At 63.6% G+C, this 16274-nt stretch carries 11 protein-coding genes and 2 pseudogenes; 1 reads left to right on the forward strand and 12 read right to left on the reverse strand.

Annotated elements, in window-relative coordinates; all coding sequences use genetic code 11:
* Positions 1–89: 89 nt before the first annotated feature.
* The 4 genes and pseudogenes from F3H41_RS13595 to F3H41_RS13610 all read right to left on the reverse strand — a co-directional run bounded on the left by F3H41_RS13595 (position 90) and on the right by F3H41_RS13610 (position 4295).
* Positions 90–1103: an ATP-binding cassette domain-containing protein gene (locus F3H41_RS13595; RefSeq protein ID WP_149739236.1), complete on the reverse strand. Its 1014-nt coding sequence runs from the start codon at positions 1101–1103 to the stop codon at positions 90–92.
* Positions 1104–1115: 12 nt separating this feature from the next.
* Positions 1116–1949: a carbohydrate ABC transporter permease gene (locus tag F3H41_RS13600; RefSeq protein WP_149739237.1), complete on the reverse strand. Its 834-nt coding sequence runs from the start codon at positions 1947–1949 to the stop codon at positions 1116–1118.
* Positions 1946–2823, reverse strand: a pseudogene (locus F3H41_RS13605) (sugar ABC transporter permease). The gene F3H41_RS13600 and the pseudogene F3H41_RS13605 overlap by 4 nt, the downstream one beginning before the upstream one ends.
* Before the next feature lie 200 nt (positions 2824–3023).
* Positions 3024–4295 (reverse strand): annotated as a pseudogene (locus F3H41_RS13610) (ABC transporter substrate-binding protein).
* Positions 4296–4408: 113 nt separating this feature from the next.
* Here F3H41_RS13610 and F3H41_RS13615 point away from each other — a divergent pair.
* Positions 4409–5515: an alpha-amylase family glycosyl hydrolase gene (locus tag F3H41_RS13615; protein WP_210246661.1), complete on the forward strand. Its 1107-nt coding sequence runs from the start codon at positions 4409–4411 to the stop codon at positions 5513–5515.
* Between the two features lie 287 nt (positions 5516–5802).
* Here the strand turns inward: F3H41_RS13615 and F3H41_RS13620 are convergent, their stop codons facing one another.
* The 8 genes from F3H41_RS13620 to F3H41_RS13655 form a co-directional block, all read right to left on the reverse strand.
* On the reverse strand, positions 5803–7344 hold the full coding sequence (locus F3H41_RS13620; protein WP_149739238.1) for an FGGY family carbohydrate kinase: 1542 nt from the start codon (positions 7342–7344) through the stop codon (positions 5803–5805).
* Positions 7345–7347: 3 nt separating this feature from the next.
* Positions 7348–8364, reverse strand: a complete 1017-nt coding sequence (locus F3H41_RS13625; protein ID WP_149739239.1) for an ABC transporter permease — start codon at positions 8362–8364, stop codon at positions 7348–7350.
* A complete protein-coding gene (locus F3H41_RS13630) occupies positions 8361–9365 on the reverse strand; it encodes an ABC transporter permease (RefSeq protein WP_149739240.1) in 1005 nt (334 codons plus the stop codon). Before F3H41_RS13630 ends, F3H41_RS13625 begins: the two co-directional genes overlap by 4 nt.
* Positions 9358–10875, reverse strand: a complete 1518-nt coding sequence (locus F3H41_RS13635) for a sugar ABC transporter ATP-binding protein (protein WP_149739241.1) — start codon at positions 10873–10875, stop codon at positions 9358–9360. The genes F3H41_RS13630 and F3H41_RS13635 overlap by 8 nt, the downstream gene beginning before the upstream one ends.
* Before the next feature lie 104 nt (positions 10876–10979).
* A complete protein-coding gene (locus tag F3H41_RS13640; RefSeq protein WP_149739242.1) occupies positions 10980–11984 on the reverse strand; it encodes a sugar ABC transporter substrate-binding protein in 1005 nt (334 codons plus the stop codon).
* 244 nt (positions 11985–12228) lie between these two features.
* Positions 12229–13059 (reverse strand): HAD-IIB family hydrolase, encoded by an 831-nt coding sequence (locus F3H41_RS13645; protein ID WP_149739243.1) that lies wholly within the window; start codon positions 13057–13059, stop codon positions 12229–12231.
* Positions 13059–14405 (reverse strand): iron-containing alcohol dehydrogenase, encoded by a 1347-nt coding sequence (locus tag F3H41_RS13650; protein ID WP_149739244.1) that lies wholly within the window; start codon positions 14403–14405, stop codon positions 13059–13061. The genes F3H41_RS13645 and F3H41_RS13650 overlap by 1 nt, the downstream gene beginning before the upstream one ends.
* A 337-nt stretch (positions 14406–14742) precedes the next feature.
* Positions 14743–16149, reverse strand: coding sequence for a glycoside hydrolase family 15 protein (locus F3H41_RS13655; protein WP_149739245.1), 1407 nt, complete (start codon positions 16147–16149; stop codon positions 14743–14745).
* Between the last annotated feature and the right edge of the window lie 125 nt (positions 16150–16274).

A 16274-nucleotide genomic window follows, 5' to 3' on the forward strand; every position in this document is an offset into this window, starting at 1 on the left:
AAGGCACGCCTGACCGACGACAGGCAGGCCGGCTGGCCGACCTGCTGTTGCACGCAGCGCTCGATGCGCTTGTGCTGCCGATCGTTCCCTCAGCTTTGCGAAACGGGCCGGCCTTCGGCATCGAAACGATGCAGATGCTGTGCTTGCGGGCGCAGGTTCAGGTGTGTGCCGTTGGCGTGGTCGAGCTTGCCGGGGCGGCGCACGATCAGCGGTTCGGCAGCACCGATCTCCACGAAGAGATAGTTGTCGGAGCCGAGATCCTCGGCGTGGATGACGGTTCCGGTCCATTCGCCTTCGCCATCAGCCACGATGTCGATGTGTTCGGAGCGGATGCCGAGTGTGTGGCAGCCGTGTTTGGCAGCGCGCGCGCCGTCGAGGAAATTCATCCTCGGTGAGCCAATGAAGCCGGCGACGAAGATGGAGTTGGGTTTTTCGTAGAGGTCGCTCGGCGTTCCCACCTGCTCGACGCGTCCGTCCCTGAGCACGCAGATGCGATCGGCGAGCGTCATCGCCTCCACCTGATCATGCGTGACGTAGATCATCGTTACGTCATTCATCTCATGGTGCAGCTTGGCGATCTCAAGGCGTGTGGCAACGCGCAAGGCCGCATCGAGATTCGACAGCGGCTCGTCGAAGAGGAAGACGCGGGGGTCGCGGGTGATGGCCCGGCCGATCGCCACGCGCTGGCGCTGGCCGCCGGAAAGTTCCTTCGGCAGACGGTCGAGCAGGTGGTCGATCTGCAGCATGCGTGCCGCCCTCGCGACGCGCTCGTTGCGTTCTTCTTCCGATGCACCGGCGAGCTTCATGCCGAAGGCCATGTTCTCGCGCACTTTCATGTGCGGATAGAGCGCGTAGGACTGGAACACCATGGCGATGCCGCGCTTGGACGGAATGACCGTGTTGACGCGCTCGCCATCGAAGAGAAGGTCTCCGGAGGTGATGCTTTCAAGGCCGGCGATCATGCGCAGCAGCGTGGACTTGCCGCAGCCGGAGGGGCCGACGAAGACCATGAACTCGCCCTTGCGGATCTCGAGGTCGACGCCCTTGATGACTTCGAGGACGCCGAAGCTCTTGCGGACGGCTTTCATCTGGATATTGGCCATGGAACTCTCCGCTCAGCCTTTGACGCCACCAGCCGTCAGGCCGGCCACGATCTTGCGTTGGAAAATGAGGACGAGGATGATCAGGGGAATCGTGACCAGAACCGAGGCTGCCATGATCGGCCCCCAGGGAACCTCCTGCTGGCTCGCGCCGGACAGAAGCGCGATGGCGACCGGCACGGTGCGCTGCGTTTCCGAAGCGGTGAAGGTCAGCGCGAAGAGGAACTCGTTCCAGGCGCCGATGAAGGCGAGAAGCCCGGTGGTGACCAGCGCGGGCCAGAGGAGCGGCATGAAGACCTGGGTGATGAAGACCCAAGGTGTGGCGCCATCGACAATCGCGGCTTCCTCGATCTCCAGCGGCAGATCGCGCATGAAGGTGGTCAGCACCCAGACGGTGAAGGGCAGGGTGAAGATCGTGTAGGAGAGGATCATCGCAAACGGCGTGTTGAAGATGCCGAGAAAGCGCACCAGTTCGAAATGGCCGGCCAACACCGCGATCTGCGGGAACATGGAGACGGCCAGAATCGTCATCAACAGAAGTCCACGACCGCGAAAGCGCACCCGCGCCAGCGCATAGGCCGCCGTCACGGCAAGCAGGAGTGCGCCTGCGACCGTCACCGTGGCGATCAGCACCGAATTGGCCACGGAGCGCAGGAAGTTGGCGCCACCGAGCACGGCGCGGTAATTGTCGAGGTTGAAGCTTTCCGGCAGATAGTTGACCCGGAAGATCGCCGTGCCGGTCTCGAAGCTCGTGAGGATCGCGTAGTAGAACGGGAAGACGGCGACGAGCACGATCAGCGCCACGGCGCAGTAGAACATCACCTTCCAGAAGATATCCGAGAGGGTCATTTGCCTGCACTCCCGCTCAAGTCGACCTTGCCCAGCCAGATGTAGAGCGACACGAAGATCGCGATGATGGCGAAGAGCAGCGAGGACTGTGCCGATCCATAGGCGAAGTTGTTGAATTCGATCATGTTCTCGCGGCTGATGATCGACATGGTCTTGGTGGCCGAGGAGTTCGGCGTCAGCACATAGATCAGGTCGAAGATGCGTAGCGCATCCAGAAGCCGGAAAATGACGGCGACCATCAGGGCCGGGCGCACCAGGGGCAACGTCACCTTGAAAAAGACCCGCACGGGATGGATCCCATCGAGCTTGGCGGCCTCGTACATGTCTCGGGGGATCATCTGGAGGCCGGCAAGGCACAGCAGCGCCATGAAGGGCGTCGTCTTCCAGATATCCACGACCAGAACGGCCCACATTGCGGTTTCCGGCCGGGCGGTGAAGGCGATGTTCTGCGAAATCAGTCCGACGCGCAGCAGCATGTCATTGAGGATGCCGAACTGGTCGTTGAGCATCCAGGCCCACATTTTGGCGGAGACGATGGTCGGAATGGCCCAGGGAATGAGGATGGCCGCGCGCCCAAGCCGCGCCCCCTGAATTCCGCATTCAGGACCAGCGCCACCAGCAGCCCGAGGATCGTCTCCAGCGTGACGGAGACGAGCGCGAAGCGCACCGTGTTCCACACAGCATTCCACCAGGCGGGGTCGGCAAGCGTGCCGCCCCAACGGATGCGGCCGGACTCCAGTACCCGCCAGCGCAGGTAATTGTCGAGGCCGACGAAACTGCCACCATAGAGATTGTCGAGCTTGGTGTCCGTCAGCGAAAACCAGATGGAGCGCGCCAGCGGCCATGCGGCGACGAGTACGAGGAGAACAAGCATGGGAGCCAGAAACCAGAAGGCCGCTCGGGCCCGCTGTTGCTCAGGCTCATGGTTCGGCTTTTGTCCGGTGGCGGTGTCTTGATACTGGCGGCCATATCCTGCCATTCCCCTCCTGCAGCGTGTGTCATGACGCCCGTGCGCCGGGGCGCACGGGTCCATTCAGGCCTTGCCGACAGTCGTCTGCAGGCGTGAGGTCTGGCTCACTTCCAGCCGTCGCCCTTGAGGTCGGACAGATCGGCTTCGAGGTCTTCCAGCGCGATCGCCGCCTCCTCGTTGCCCGAGAGCACGTCGTGGACAGCGGACCAGAACTTCGAGGACACTTCGTTGTAATTGCCAAGTGTCGGGGCCGAAGGACGGGGAACGGCCTGCAGGAAGACATCTTTCCAGCGCGGCATGAAGGGCTGCTGAGCCGCGATATCGGGATCGTCGTAGAGACTGACGAGCGTCGGCAGGTTGGACTGGGTAAGCGCGCGCGCTTTCTGGGCTTCCGGGCCGGCAAGATAGAGCGCGAGGCTGATGGCAGCTTCCTGCTTGGTGCTGTATTTTGAGACGGCGACATTCCAGCCGCCGAGCGTTGCGGCCGAGCTGCCCTTGTCGCCGCCGGCGGGGAGCGGCACGACGTCGAACAGGCCCTTCACGGGCGAGTCGCTGCCGTTTCCGAGCGTGTAGGCATAGGGCCAGTTGCGCATGAAGACGGCATTGCCCGTCTGCCAGAGACCACGCGCCTCCTCCTCCTGATAGGCGAGAACGCCTTCGGGGCTGATGGTCCCGACCCATGACTTGGCCGTTTCCAAAGCCTTGAGGGCATTTTCGTTGTTGACGGAAATCGTGCCGTCGGGCTCGACGATCTGCCCACCGCCATAGGACTTGATCCATTCCAGCGCGTTGCAAGTCAGGCCTTCATAGGCATTGCCCTGCCAGACAAAGCCTCAGAGATCGGCCTTGCCGGCGGCGCGCTCGCCATCCTGAACGGTCCTTGCGGTGGTCGTCAGCTCCTCCCAGGTCTTGGGAACGGAAAGTCCGTACTTTTCCAGCAGGTCCTTGCGGTAGAAGAGCGCCGGCGCATCCGTAAAGATCGGCAGGGCGACGAGCTTGCCCTTCACCGTTTGCGACTGGACGATCGAGGGGAAGTTCTGCGGAATGATGTTCTTGGCGGCTTCGGTCAGATCCACGAAATGATCTGCAAGCTGCGGCGCCCAGATGACGTCGGTCTGGTAGAGATCGATATCGGGGTTCTGGGCGGCAAGCCAAAGGCGATACTGGCCGAACTGGTCGCTGGTGGACGCTGGCATCGGCACCAGCGTGACGGTGTTGCCGGTCGCCTCTTCCCATGGCTTTACGAGCTTGGGAAACTCCTGCACGGCGGTGCCGACCGCGCCGGAGACCATCTTCAGCTCGACGGCTGCCGCCTGCACGGCCGAGGCCGCCAGCAGGGCGCACAGTATCGTTGACCGCAACGCGGCCTTCTTCATCTCGATCATCTGACTTCCTCCCAAGAAGTGGGCTTCCCAATGCCTGTCTGCGGGCGAAAAGATTATCTGCAAGACATCCGAAGCGTTTCGGACATTAGGAGAGAAGCCGGAGCTTGTCGTCGCAGCCGGACCTCAATTTCCATAATCCCGAGGTGCAGGACTATATGCTCGGCACCATGCGCTTCTGGCTGGAACGCGGCGTGGACGGTTTCCGGCTCGACGTGGTGAACTTCTATTTCCACGATCGGCTGCTGCGCGACAATCCGGTTCTCGAGCCGCGCCCGGCCATCCCGGCTGTCCGCCCCTTCGACATGCAACTCTCCATTCACCAAAAGACCCAGCCGGAAAATCTTGTTTTCCTGCAGCGGCTCCGGGCCCTGCTCGATGAATATGACGCACGCACGACGGTCGGCGAAGTCGGTGAGTTGCAGCGGGCGATCGAAACCATGGGCGCCTACACAAGCGAGCGTCGGCTGCACATGGCCTACTCCTTCGAGATGCTGGGTCCGGTCTTCACGCCGGCACATTTCCGCACGCAGATCGAAATGTTCTTCGCGACAGCTCCCGAGGGGTGGCCGTGCTGGGCGTTCTCGAACCATGACGTCGTCCGTCATGTCAGCCGATGGGCGCAACCAGGCCAGGATCGCAACCACTTCGCCAAGCTGTGCGCAGCCCTGCTCCTGTCGCTCGAAGGTTCAGTCTGCCTCTATCAGGGCGAAGAACTCGGTCAGACGGAAACTGACTTGAACCGCGACGAGATCATCGATCCCCAGGGCATCGCCTTCTGGCCGGACGACAAGGGCCGCGATGGCTGCCGAACCCCGATGACCTGGCAGGCAACTGCGCCCAATGCCGGCTTTTCGCAAGCGAATCGAACCTGGTTGCCGATCAAGGCCACCCAGCAAGCGAATGCGCGTGACCTGCAGGAGGCGAATCCGGCCTCGGTGCTGTCCTTTTACAAGACGATGCTCGCTCTGCGCCGAAGCCGCGCTGCGCTGCGCACCGGCCGCACGAGGTTTCTTTCCTCTCCCGAGGGCGTTCTGGCTTTCCGCCGCGGTGACGGCGTTCTGTGCGTCTTCAACCTTTCCGCAGAACCCCGCATGTTCACGATCGACGGGCGGTTTCATATGGCCCTGAGCAACAGTGCGTCAGTGACTGATACCGGCCTTTCCCTGCCGCCGTGGGCATGCGCGATCGCCGACCTTTCCGCTGGCGATTGACAACGCGGACAGCATGAAGTCGCTGCGTCGTGGATCATGCTTGGCGACGACACCACGCGCGTCGCCGGATGAAACCCTCTCGCCGCCGTCACGATCTGGATCCGGTGAATGTCGATGGACCCTAGTGGAATGAATTTGACATTTGATACCCATCTGCAGCGAACTCGCGGATAAAATGTCAAATTCAAAAATTCCACTAGAATCATATAGTTGCTAGTGGTCTTTTGAGATTTTGACATTTGCTCTCAAGGGTGCCGCGGACGGTAGCAAATGTCAAAATCAGACCACTAGGCGGTGACCTCGTTCCGTCTCGCCATGCGGTGCATGAGGGGATGCAGGGCCTGATAGGTTTCCTCGTAAAAGGAGAAGGCCTCCCTGTAGCGCCGGTGGGCTGTCATGTCGGGTTCCACCACATGGTCCTCGCGCACCATGTGGGCGGCCGCATCGGCGAGGCTCGCATGCAGGCCTGCCCCCACCGAGGCGGCGATTGCAGCACCGAAGGCGGTGGCATCCGGCACTTTGGGGACAATGATCGGGATCCCCGCGACGTCGGCATGCATCTGCAGCAGGAAGGCGCTGCGGGTCGCCCCGCCGCAGACGACCATGGTTTCGACCGGCACGCCGTTGCCGGCAAGCGTGCGCAGGATGTTCGCCGTCCCATAGGCCACGGACTCGATCAGGGCGCGCAACATGTGCGCCGGCGTGTGTTTCAACGTCATGCCCCAGATGGCCCCCTGGAGATCGTAGTCGATATAGGGGTTCCGGTTGCCCTGCCAGAAGTCGAGGGCCACCAGCCCGTCGGCACCGATCGGGATCGCCGCCGCCTCCCGCATCATCGCCGCATAGGCATCCTCTCCCGGCTTCAGCGCTTTGCCGATGTGGTCGTGCCACCAGCGGATGATGGAGCCGGAGGAAACCTGTCCGCCCTCCATCACGAAGAGGCCTGGAATGACGCAATCGGGATGCGGCCCGAAAATGCCGGGAACTTCGATATCCTTGTCTGTCATCGGCAGCACGAGATGGGACGATCCGGTGATGAAGGCGGTGCGGCCCGGCGCGCAGACATTGAGGCCGAGCATGGCGACGTAGGCGTCCGTGCCACCCGCCACGACGGTCGTGTCCCAGGACAACCCCATGGCCTCGGCAGCATCCGGCGTAATCTTGCCGATGGCGGTGCCGAGCGGCACGATGCGTTGCGGGAAGCGCTCGGTGATGCCGTCAAGACCGATATGGCTGAAGAAGGCCTCCGGCCATCCGCCCCGCCGCCCGTCGAAGAACCACCGATTGGTGATCTGGTTGTGGCCGAGCGTCAACTTGCCGGTCAGCTTCAGCGCCAGATAATCCGCCATCTCGACGAACCAGCGCGAGCGGCGAAAGATCTCCGGACGGTTCTCCTTCAGCCACAGGATCTTCGGGATCGCCCATTCCGAGCTGACGCCAAGCCGTGACCGGCGCAGGGCCGGATCGTTGGACTGCGTCATGCTGCGCGCCTGCGGGGAGGCGCGGTTGTCCATCCACAGGATGGCCGGCATGGTGGGCTCGAGCTGCTCATCGAGCGCCACGACGGTGCTCGAGGTGCCGTCCGCGCAGATCGCGAAGATGCGGTCCACCGGGATCGCGGCGCCGGTGATCAGCTTGCGCACGGCGACGCAGGCCGCCCGCCACCAGTCCACCGGCGTCTGCTCGGCCCAACCGGGCAGCGGAAAGGTCGTCTCATAGTCATGCGTTGCCATGGCGACGACGTTTCCGTCGAGGTCGGAGAGCAGCGCACGCGCCCCGCCCGTGCCGCCATCGAGACCGATCACATAGGCCTTTTGTGCTGGGGACATGGCTCAGGCTCCCGTCGCATGCGCAGAGGGGGATCGGCTCGCGCGCATGGCCACGGCGACACCGAGGAGAAGAAGCAGGCCCTTGATGATCTGGCGCTGATAATCGGCCCAGCCCAGCATTGCGCTGCCGCTGACGAGCACCGAGAGAAGAAGAATGGCGGTGGTCGTGCCGATGACGTTCGGCTTTCCGACGCGGATCATCATTCCGCCGAGAAGAACGGCGGTCAGCCCGTCGATAAAGTAGGAATTGCCGATCATCGGTTGCCCTGAGGAAAGGTTGGCCGCCAGCAACACCCCGGCGATCGCCGAGCAAAGGCCTGAAAAGACGAAGAGGAAGAGCAGGAGGCGGCGCGAGGAAATGCCCGCCTCGTTCACGGCCGCCTCGCTCTGGGCCGTCGCGAAGATGTAGTGGCCGAAGGTCAGCTTCTCCTGCGCGTACCAGGAGAGGGCATAGACGACCGCGACCACGATCGCGATCAGCGGGATCGGACCCCAGCTGACATAGAGCAACTCGCCGAGAATGCCGGGATCGGCGATGCGTACGGAGGTGCCCTTGCCGAGCGCGGCCGCCGCCGAGGCGCAGATGCCGCCCGTTGCAATCGTCACGATCAGCGGCGGCAGGCGCAGCACGGCGACGAGGAAGCCGTTCACGAGGCCGGCGACAGCACCGACCGCGATGCCGGCAAGCGCGGCGATCGTCCAGCCGCTGCCGCCGGCCAGAAGCCAGGCGGCCGTCATGTTGCCGAGGGCCGCGACGTGCATGAAGCTGACGTCGATCTTGCCGGCCGCGATGAGCCAGGTGAGGCCGAGCACCATGATGGCCATCAGCGCAGAGGTGCGCAGGATGGTGACGATGTTGGCGGGATCGAGGATCTGTGGACGGAGCCAGGCAAAAACCGCGATCATCAGGAAGAGCGTCACGGCCAGCCAGTACCGGCCTACGAAGGAAGACAGCATGCCGGAATGTCCTTGGCGTTCAGTCGGCGCTCTGGCCGCGGTATCGGTCATCACCTCGGTCATGGCCGTTTCTCCCGTGGTTCGCTTGCCGGAAGAAGGAAGGTGGACAGGTCATGGAAGAGCATGCGAACCCGCTGGTCGAAGAGCACCACCCCGGCCAGCAGGATCGCGCTCACCACGCCGTCGCTGTAGTAATAGGGCACCCCGATCAGCGAGAAACCGTCGAGCAGCATGGTGATGAGGAAGGTGCCCGCCAGTGTCGCCAGCACGGAAGTGCCGCCGAGCAGCGCCGCGCCAAGAAAGACGCCGGCATAGGCGGGCATGAGGAGGTTTGCGCCCTCATTGGTATCGGCCGTGCCGGATTCGGCAAGGATCAGTACCACGGCGAGCACGGAGGTCATGCCGCAGATGACAAAGGCGAGAAAGGTGTAGAGCTTCGTCGGCACACCGGAAAAATAGGCCGACACCGGATTTTCCCCCGTTGCCTGGAAGGACGCGCCGTAGCGGGTGCGGTGCATCAGGAACCAGGCGACGGCGTAGATCGCGATCAGGAAGAAGAAGGAGACGCTGTAGCCCAGAATGCGCGCGTCGTTGAGATCGATGATCCCCGATTGCATGAAATTCTGGAAGATCGTGCGCCCCTTGGAATAGAGGAAGGCAAGGCCGCCGGCGATCGATCCCGTCGCGATGGTCGTGACGATGTCCGGCAGGCCGAAGACGCTGATGGCGATGCCGTTGATGGCACCGATGGCCGCGCCGGCGGCAAGGCCGACCAGGATGCAGACCCACAGGTCATAGCCGTTGGCGATCAGGAAGCCGATCGTCATGGCCGCAAAGCAGGCGGTCCCCGCAAAAGACAGGTCGAACTTGCGCACGATGACGACGAGGGTGAGGCCAAGCGCGGCCAGCCCGTTGGTTGCCATGTGGCGCGTGACGGCCGACAGGTTCTGGCTGGACAGGAAGCGCGGTTCGATGAGCGCAAAGGCGCCGGCAACGACCGCGACCAGAATGAGGAAGGCGACGAACCGGCCGAAGCCGGCGGGCAGAGTCAGTCTGTCAGGCATCGCGTGCTTCTCCGAGAATGCCGGCCAACAAAAGCTGGTTGCGGGTCATGATCTCGCCGGCACGCATGATCGGCCGGCCCTTGTAGAGGGCGAAGCTGCGGTCGGCGAGGCCGTGCACCTCGTCGCAGTCGCTCGACATGACGATGACGGCGGCGGTGCGGGACAGATCCCGCATCAGCCCGTAGAGCTTGGCGCGGGCACCGATATCGACACCGACCGTCGGCTCCACGAAGATGTAGAGGTCGGCGTCGGCAAAGAGCCCCTTGGCGACAACGATCTTCTGCTGGTTTCCGCCGGAGAAGCCGGAAACGGGCATGGACAGGTTCGGCGGGCTGAGCGCCACGCGTGCCGCAAATTCCTCGCTTTTGCGCCGGTTCAGCGCCCGGCGCAGGATGCCGGCGAAACCGGAGGCACGGCCGAGATTGCCGATGGTGATGTTGAAGACGGAGGACTGCGTCAACGCCAGGCCTTCAAGGCGCCGGTCGCCGGGCACGAGGAAAATGCCGGCTTTCAGTGCCTCGCGCGGTGTGCGCGCGCGAAGCGGCCGCCCCTTCAGCGATAGCGTGCCCTCCGTTGGTGGAAGGGCGCCGAAAAGGACCTTTGACAGTTCGTCAATGCCCGAGCCGACAAGGCCGAAGATGCCGAGGATTTCGCCGCGCTTCACCTCGAAGCCGACCTGGGAAAAGGCCCTGCCGTGACCGAGCCGCTCGACGGACAGGACGGTTTCGCCCGGCGGGAAAGCGGCTTTTTCCGGGAAGACAGAGGACAGCGTTTCGCCGAGCATCAGTTCGGCCAGCGACAGGCCCTGCTCGGCGGCCGCCGCCGGTGTCATCGTCGCGACCTTGCGGCCGCCGCGGAACACCGAGAAGCGATCGGCGATCTCGATGACTTCCTCCAGCCGGTGCGTGATGTAGAGAATGGAAATGCCGCTGGCCTTCAACGTCCGCATCAGGCGGAACAGCACCGCCTTTTCGACTTCCGTCAGGGTCGAGGTCGGCTCGTCGAGAATGAGCACGCGGATGTGGTCGCCCGCCAGCGCCTGCAGGATGGCGACGATCTCGCGCTCGACGGCCGGCATCTCAGAGAGTTTGCGCGACAGATCGATATCGACGGGAAAGCGGGCCAGAAGCGCGTCGCCGCGCCGTTTCAGTGCTGTCCGGTCGATCCGCGCCAGAAAGCGCGGGCGGTCTGCCTCACGGCCGAGAAAGATGTTCTCGTAGCCGGTGAAATCGGAAACGAGCTCCGGGTGCTGCTGCACCGTCGCAATGCCGGCCATCATCGCATCATGCGGCGTGCGGCAGTCGACGGCCTTTCCATCCACTTCGAGCGTTCCGGCATCGCGCGTATAGACGCCGGAGATGATCTTGATGAAGGTGGATTTCCCGGCGCCATTGACCCCGAGCAGGGCATGCACCTCACCCGGTTCGAGAACGAAATCCACGTCTTTGAGCGCGTTGACCGCGCCGAAGCGCTTCGACACTGCGGTCGCGCGCAATGCTGGCCCTGTCATTCGCTTCACCTCCCAATAAAGCCGATGTCATGCCGAACGGTGTTGCGGTGCCCCGGCGGGATCGGGCCTGGTAAGGCCTTTCCCCGCCGGGGCTCGTCCTGGGACTAAACGGCGCGTGTCCAGCCCAGCGCTTCGGCGCGGCCGGGCACGTCGAAGTCATCGGGGATGCCGTCCTTCAGCATCGATTCCGTCACGGCGTAGGTGGGCGTGATGACCAGACGCGGGATCTTGCCGCCGGCCAGATGCTGATGGGCGTAGAGCACGGCGAGATAGGCCATCTCGTAGAAGCTCTGGGCCATGGAAAGCTTCAGTTGCGAGGGACCTGCAATGTAGCTGAAGGCCTGCGAACCACCGTCAATGCCGGTGATGATAAGGTTCGGCCGGTCGGCAGCACGCGCGGCCAGCGTGCCTTCGACGGCTGCGCCGTCCCATGCGCACCAGATGGCATCGATGTCGGCATTGGCGGTCAGGATGTTATCGACGGCCTGACGCGGCGTGACGTTGCCAGCCAGCGCGAATGCCCAGTCGGCGACGATCTTGATGTCGGGGTAGCGGCGCAGCGTCCATTCCATCCCGAGCGTGCGTTGGTCCCAGCTCTCGTTCTGCGGCAGCAGCACGCGGGCGATCCGGCCTTTGCCATTCAGCGCCTTGGCAATGTATTCGCAGGAATAGGCGCCCATGCCGAAATTGTTCGACATGGCTGTGGTGTTGACGGCGACGCCGGGCACGGCGCTATCGGCGCAGAAGACCGGAATGCCGGCGGTGATCGCCCGCTGAACGGCCGGTGCGATCGCCACGGCGTCGGCGGGTGTGATGAAGAGGGCGTCGGGCTTGGAGGCGATCAGCGAGTCGATCTGGTCCGACTGCACCTTGGCGTCGAAGCCAGCGTCCGTCGTCGTTAGGGTTCCGCCCAGTTCCTGCACGGCGGCGGTAAAGCCGTCCTGCAGGTGTCGGCCGGAGTCATAGGTCGTCCAGCCGAGGGCAGCGGCGAACTTGCGATCGGCCGCCTGTGCATGCGCGCTCGTTGAACTGAGAAACTGGGCTGCCAAAAGAGCCGCCGAACCGCCGAGAAGGGCGCGACGGGAAAGGTCGAAAGAAAAATCGGTCATGGTACTCCTCCCAAAGTTAAACCGATGAATCCGGGCAGGAACACTGTCCGGCATGCTGTCCGATGCGTCGCAAGGGTCTGCGAAACATCCCTGGCCGGCGTTCCCAATGCCTGCCGAAGTCGAAGGGATGGCGCTTTCTGCTTCCATCCCTGGCGGCGAGGGGACGGTTCGTCTCTCCTCGCGCTACGTGTCTTCTTTTTCTGCTGCGCGGCCCGGCGAGATCCTCCGATCACCGGCCGCGTCCTTATCGGCTGGCCTGCGCCATCGGCCCGGCCGTCATCTTTCGGGCGGCCAGAATGCGGTCGGCGATTTCCACGAACCCTTCCCCGCCGCGGCTCGGCGCGACGAAGGCCGGCAGCGCATGCCCGCTGTTCTTGAAATCGATGACATTTGCGACGCCGCAGGAATGCGGAAAGAAGGTGAACATCGGTCCGTCATTCGGGCTGTCGCCGACGAAGATGATCCGCTCCTTCTCGGCATCGAGATCGATGCCCATGATGTCCGCCGCAAAGACGCGGCTCATCGACAGCTTGTCGTAGTCGCCGAACCAGCCGTTGACGTGGATGGACGAGAGCTTGGCGACCGCGCCTGCCTGCTTGAAGAGGGCAAGCACCCGATCGACCTCCGAGGCCGGCAGCGCCGGGACATCCTCACAAACATCGACCGCCAGGTCCGCCTCTCGGTAAAGCTGGTCCGATGCAATGCCGGTGCCCGGCACGTCGCGCAGGATGCGCTCGCGCAGCGCATCGAGCTTGCGGCGATTTTCCTTCCGCTCCGCATCGGTCGCGAAGAAGCGCTGGCGCATCTTGCGGGCTTGCCGGTCGTAGGAGAAATAGAAGGCACCATTTTCGCCGACGATCCCGGCCACCGGCCAGAAGCGGGCAATCATGTCGCACCAGCCGGCCGGCCGGCCAGTGATCGGCACGACCGCAAGCCCGGCTTCGGCCAGACGGTGAAGCGCGGCATAGGATTCGGCCGGCAACTGTCCCTCGCTGGTCAGCGTGTCATCGATGTCGGTGAAAACCGCGATGACGCCGGCCAGGGCATGGTCGGAAAGCGCGGAAAGCGGCTGCATCAGCATTCCTCCGCGATGAAGTCTTCGAGGATGCCCATGTCGGCGGCGAGGTCGAGCATGGAGTAGCGGTCGCGCATCTCTTTCGAGTAGCGGACTGCATCGCGGTAGAGCGCGCGATCCATGCCGATCTCTTCCGCACTGGCTCCGCCTCCGGCCGCTCTCAGATGCGCGGCGAGCGTGGCGGAGGGCATCGCGACCGCCTGCAATTCGGCGCGAAGCTCGGGCCAGATCCGTTCGAGCGTGGCGTTGAAGCGGGCAGCGGCCGCCGCATCCATCGCTTTGCGGCGCGAGGCCGTCAGGCAATCCTCGACGGCTGCGGCCGGATACCGGCTGCGGATCGCGGCCTCGTCAAACTGCGTGGCGCGGATCTGCGGGGCATTCGGGCTTGCGAGGATCATTTCCTGCAGGCGCGCCATGGTCACGGAGGCGACGCCGACCTGCTGGCCATGCACCGTGCCGGGATGGCGCTCGCCTGCGAAACTGTCGATCCAATGGGAAATCTGGTGTTCGCCCATGGAGCCCGGATGGCTCATGCCCACGACACTGATGCCAAGGCCACCGAGCGTGAGGATGCGGTGCAGGACGCCGATGGCCTCGTGGTCGCGAACACCCAGATCGGCCGATCGGGCGAGCATGTCTGCCTCGTCCTCCACCTGCAGGACATAGGGCGCCGTGCCGTAGCGCGTCGCCAGCAGGCGGTGTGAGAAGAGCCAGTCCACCTGAGCGGTCGGGCGGCAGAGGCTGTCGCCGAAGCCGGCGGCGATGAGATATTGCGGCGCCTCGGCGCTCACGCCGATATCGAGAAAAACGCCTTTGGCCGCATGGGCGGGCTGCGTGGTCTTGAGGCCGGAGTCGAGCGTGATCGAAGCGGTCGTGGACGTGTAGCCGTTCATCGAGGGCGCGGTGCCGAAAACGCAATAGGAACGTCCATCGCCGGCGGTGACGTATTTGCACAGATCATTGATCGTGCCGGAGCCGACGGCGACGAGGGCGTCCACATGCCGCGTCTTTTCGCGCAGTGACCGTATTTCCGCTTCATCGGCATGCGGGTGCTTGAGAACCACCACCTCTGCGCGCCCGCCAAGTGCTGCCGCAACGGCGGCGCCCATGACGTCGTAGGTGTTTTCATCGGCAACGACGGCATAACGCTCCGCCGGCAACACGCTGTGAACGAGGTCCCCTTCCGCGCCGGAAAGCTTGTCCTCGATGCGGATCGTCTTGAATGGCACGATAGCGGGTTTTCCCGTGTCGGGATCGATCCACCGGCCTTCGCTCACGTCGCGGATCAGCGCATTCCAGTCGCGGCTCGCCGCAGGCGCGCGCACGGCGCCGGCTGAAGTCGTCATTCCATCCTCCCAGATATGTTGGTGGAAATTTTCACCATATAATGAAAAATGTCAATGACGTTTTTCATGAATGATTGACGTTTGCCATAGAGACGACAGCCAAGTGCTTGAAGAGGCACGGCGAATGACGTCGCCTGAGATCGCACGGTTTTGAAAATTCATCGCAAGAGTGCACGGACCAGCATCTCGGGCAAACGCGCCGCGTCGGTGATCCGGTGTCAATGGGAAAGACGAGACAGGGCCGATCAGCCGGATCCCGGTCAAATGCTGCGTGCTCTATGCGCTTGTTTTTATGGCAGTGTCCGATGCCGAAGCGATCATGCTTCGGCTGGCAATGCTAGCTACCAGCCGCATCCCGCACGAAGGCCTGCTTCGCACGCAGGGCCGAGAGGAAGGCGGCGTAGCTCCAGGTCAGGTTGCGGACGGATTTTTCAAAACCGCTCGTGCCGTCGAACTGCTCGCTGAGCTCGTAGTGATTGCTGTGAAAGACGATGGCGCGCATCATCCGGTCGCCGGCGTCCTGAAGCGCCTGCGCGGCATCGGCGGGAGGTGTCGCATCGCTCACGCCCACCTGCTTGAAGAAGGTCCGGGACCGGTCATCGAGCGGAATGGCACCTGTCTCGAAGACATGGCGGGCGAGGCGGTAGTAGAGTTCGGCGAAATTGGCCGTGCAAAGGGGCCAGGGATGTCCGCCGCGCACCGGGTGGGCGGTATCGCCGTCGTAGATGTCGCCGGGATAGCGGCCCAGCAGCGGGCCGATCCCCTTTTCGGCATCGGCGAGATTGATCGGATAGAGCGCATCCGATGCCGGGTCCGACCACAGGCGCCGCAACTCGCCGGCCGTTGCGAGAAGCCGGGTGTCGTCGCAGGCGATCGCGCCATAGATGGCGGCACTGACAATGTCGATGTTCGGGTCGTAGCCCAGGGAAGGCGGCAGGCTGGACGTGCCGGGCGCGCCATCCGGGTCCAGCATGGAGACGTAGATCGTGCCGTTCCAGTGCCGCTCGATTTCCTGCTCGAGATAGGCGATCGCCGGGCCGACGCCCGCGGGTACGGCAAGACCGATCGTGTTGGCCGATACCTGACGCAGGCACCGCAGGTGGATCGCGCGGGCGAAGAAGGACTGCGCGACGTGTTCCTCCCACAGATTGGTGGTCGGCTTGCGGTAGACCTCCAGGAGATAGGTGATGTTCGTGCCGAGCACCTTCAGGGCGGTGGCTTTCGCGGTGTCGCTCAACTGATCGAAGGCTTCAAGAAGCGCGATGGACTGGATGCCGGGGCCGTCATTCTGCTCGGACCAGGGGCGGGCTTTCCCTCGGATGGTGTAGCAGGCGTGACCAAGGGTCGGCGTGGCATTGTCCTGGCAGAGGCTGGCGAAGGCCACGTAGTCGTTCAGCGCTTCAACGCCTCCGCCGTCCGGCGTGCCGGGAAGGCCGGCTGCGGCGATTTCAAGTGCGGTGATGGCGGCGTCGCGCACCCAGTGGAAGACGTAGTTCTGGTCGACGCCCGGCGTATTGGCCGGGTAGGAAGGGGCGGCGATCACGCAGCCCGGCAGCGAGAATTCCCCGGGATTGCAGGGGTCTTCGACGACGAAGCCATCGCTGGTCACGTTGCGCATCATCATCAGGAACAGGAAAGGTGCGAGCGCGGTCAGATCCGTCTGCCCGTGGGCGGCGCGGGGCGCGTGCTTTTCGAAATCCTGATGGGCGCCGCCGCAGGCGCGGCCGGACGTCGGACTGGTCATGGGCTTCTCCGCCAATCGCGCCGCGTCGGCTCTCGGGATCGAAAGACGGCCAGGCTGTACCTACGCTTTTCAGATGAAACGCGTTTGCCTGCGAAAAGCAACCTGACGTTCGGTATTTTCCGTCG

This window comes from Rhizobium sp. RU20A, from assembly GCF_900155885.1.
Taxonomy (GTDB): Bacteria; Pseudomonadota; Alphaproteobacteria; order Rhizobiales; family Rhizobiaceae; genus RU20A.

Coding starts and splice junctions, on each gene's coding strand:
- F3H41_RS13595 (WP_149739236.1), bottom strand. CDS start 1,103: ATGGCCAATATCCAGATGAAAGCCGTCCGCAAGAGCTTCGGCGTCCTC.
- F3H41_RS13600 (WP_149739237.1), bottom strand. CDS start 1,949: ATGACCCTCTCGGATATCTTCTGGAAGGTGATGTTCTACTGCGCCGTG.
- F3H41_RS13620 (WP_149739238.1), bottom strand. CDS start 7,344: ATGTCCCCAGCACAAAAGGCCTATGTGATCGGTCTCGATGGCGGCACG.
- F3H41_RS13625 (WP_149739239.1), bottom strand. CDS start 8,364: ATGACCGAGGTGATGACCGATACCGCGGCCAGAGCGCCGACTGAACGC.
- F3H41_RS13630 (WP_149739240.1), bottom strand. CDS start 9,365: ATGCCTGACAGACTGACTCTGCCCGCCGGCTTCGGCCGGTTCGTCGCC.
- F3H41_RS13635 (WP_149739241.1), bottom strand. CDS start 10,875: ATGACAGGGCCAGCATTGCGCGCGACCGCAGTGTCGAAGCGCTTCGGC.
- F3H41_RS13640 (WP_149739242.1), bottom strand. CDS start 11,984: ATGACCGATTTTTCTTTCGACCTTTCCCGTCGCGCCCTTCTCGGCGGT.
- F3H41_RS13645 (WP_149739243.1), bottom strand. CDS start 13,059: ATGCAGCCGCTTTCCGCGCTTTCCGACCATGCCCTGGCCGGCGTCATC.
- F3H41_RS13650 (WP_149739244.1), bottom strand. CDS start 14,405: ATGACGACTTCAGCCGGCGCCGTGCGCGCGCCTGCGGCGAGCCGCGAC.
- F3H41_RS13655 (WP_149739245.1), bottom strand. CDS start 16,149: ATGACCAGTCCGACGTCCGGCCGCGCCTGCGGCGGCGCCCATCAGGAT.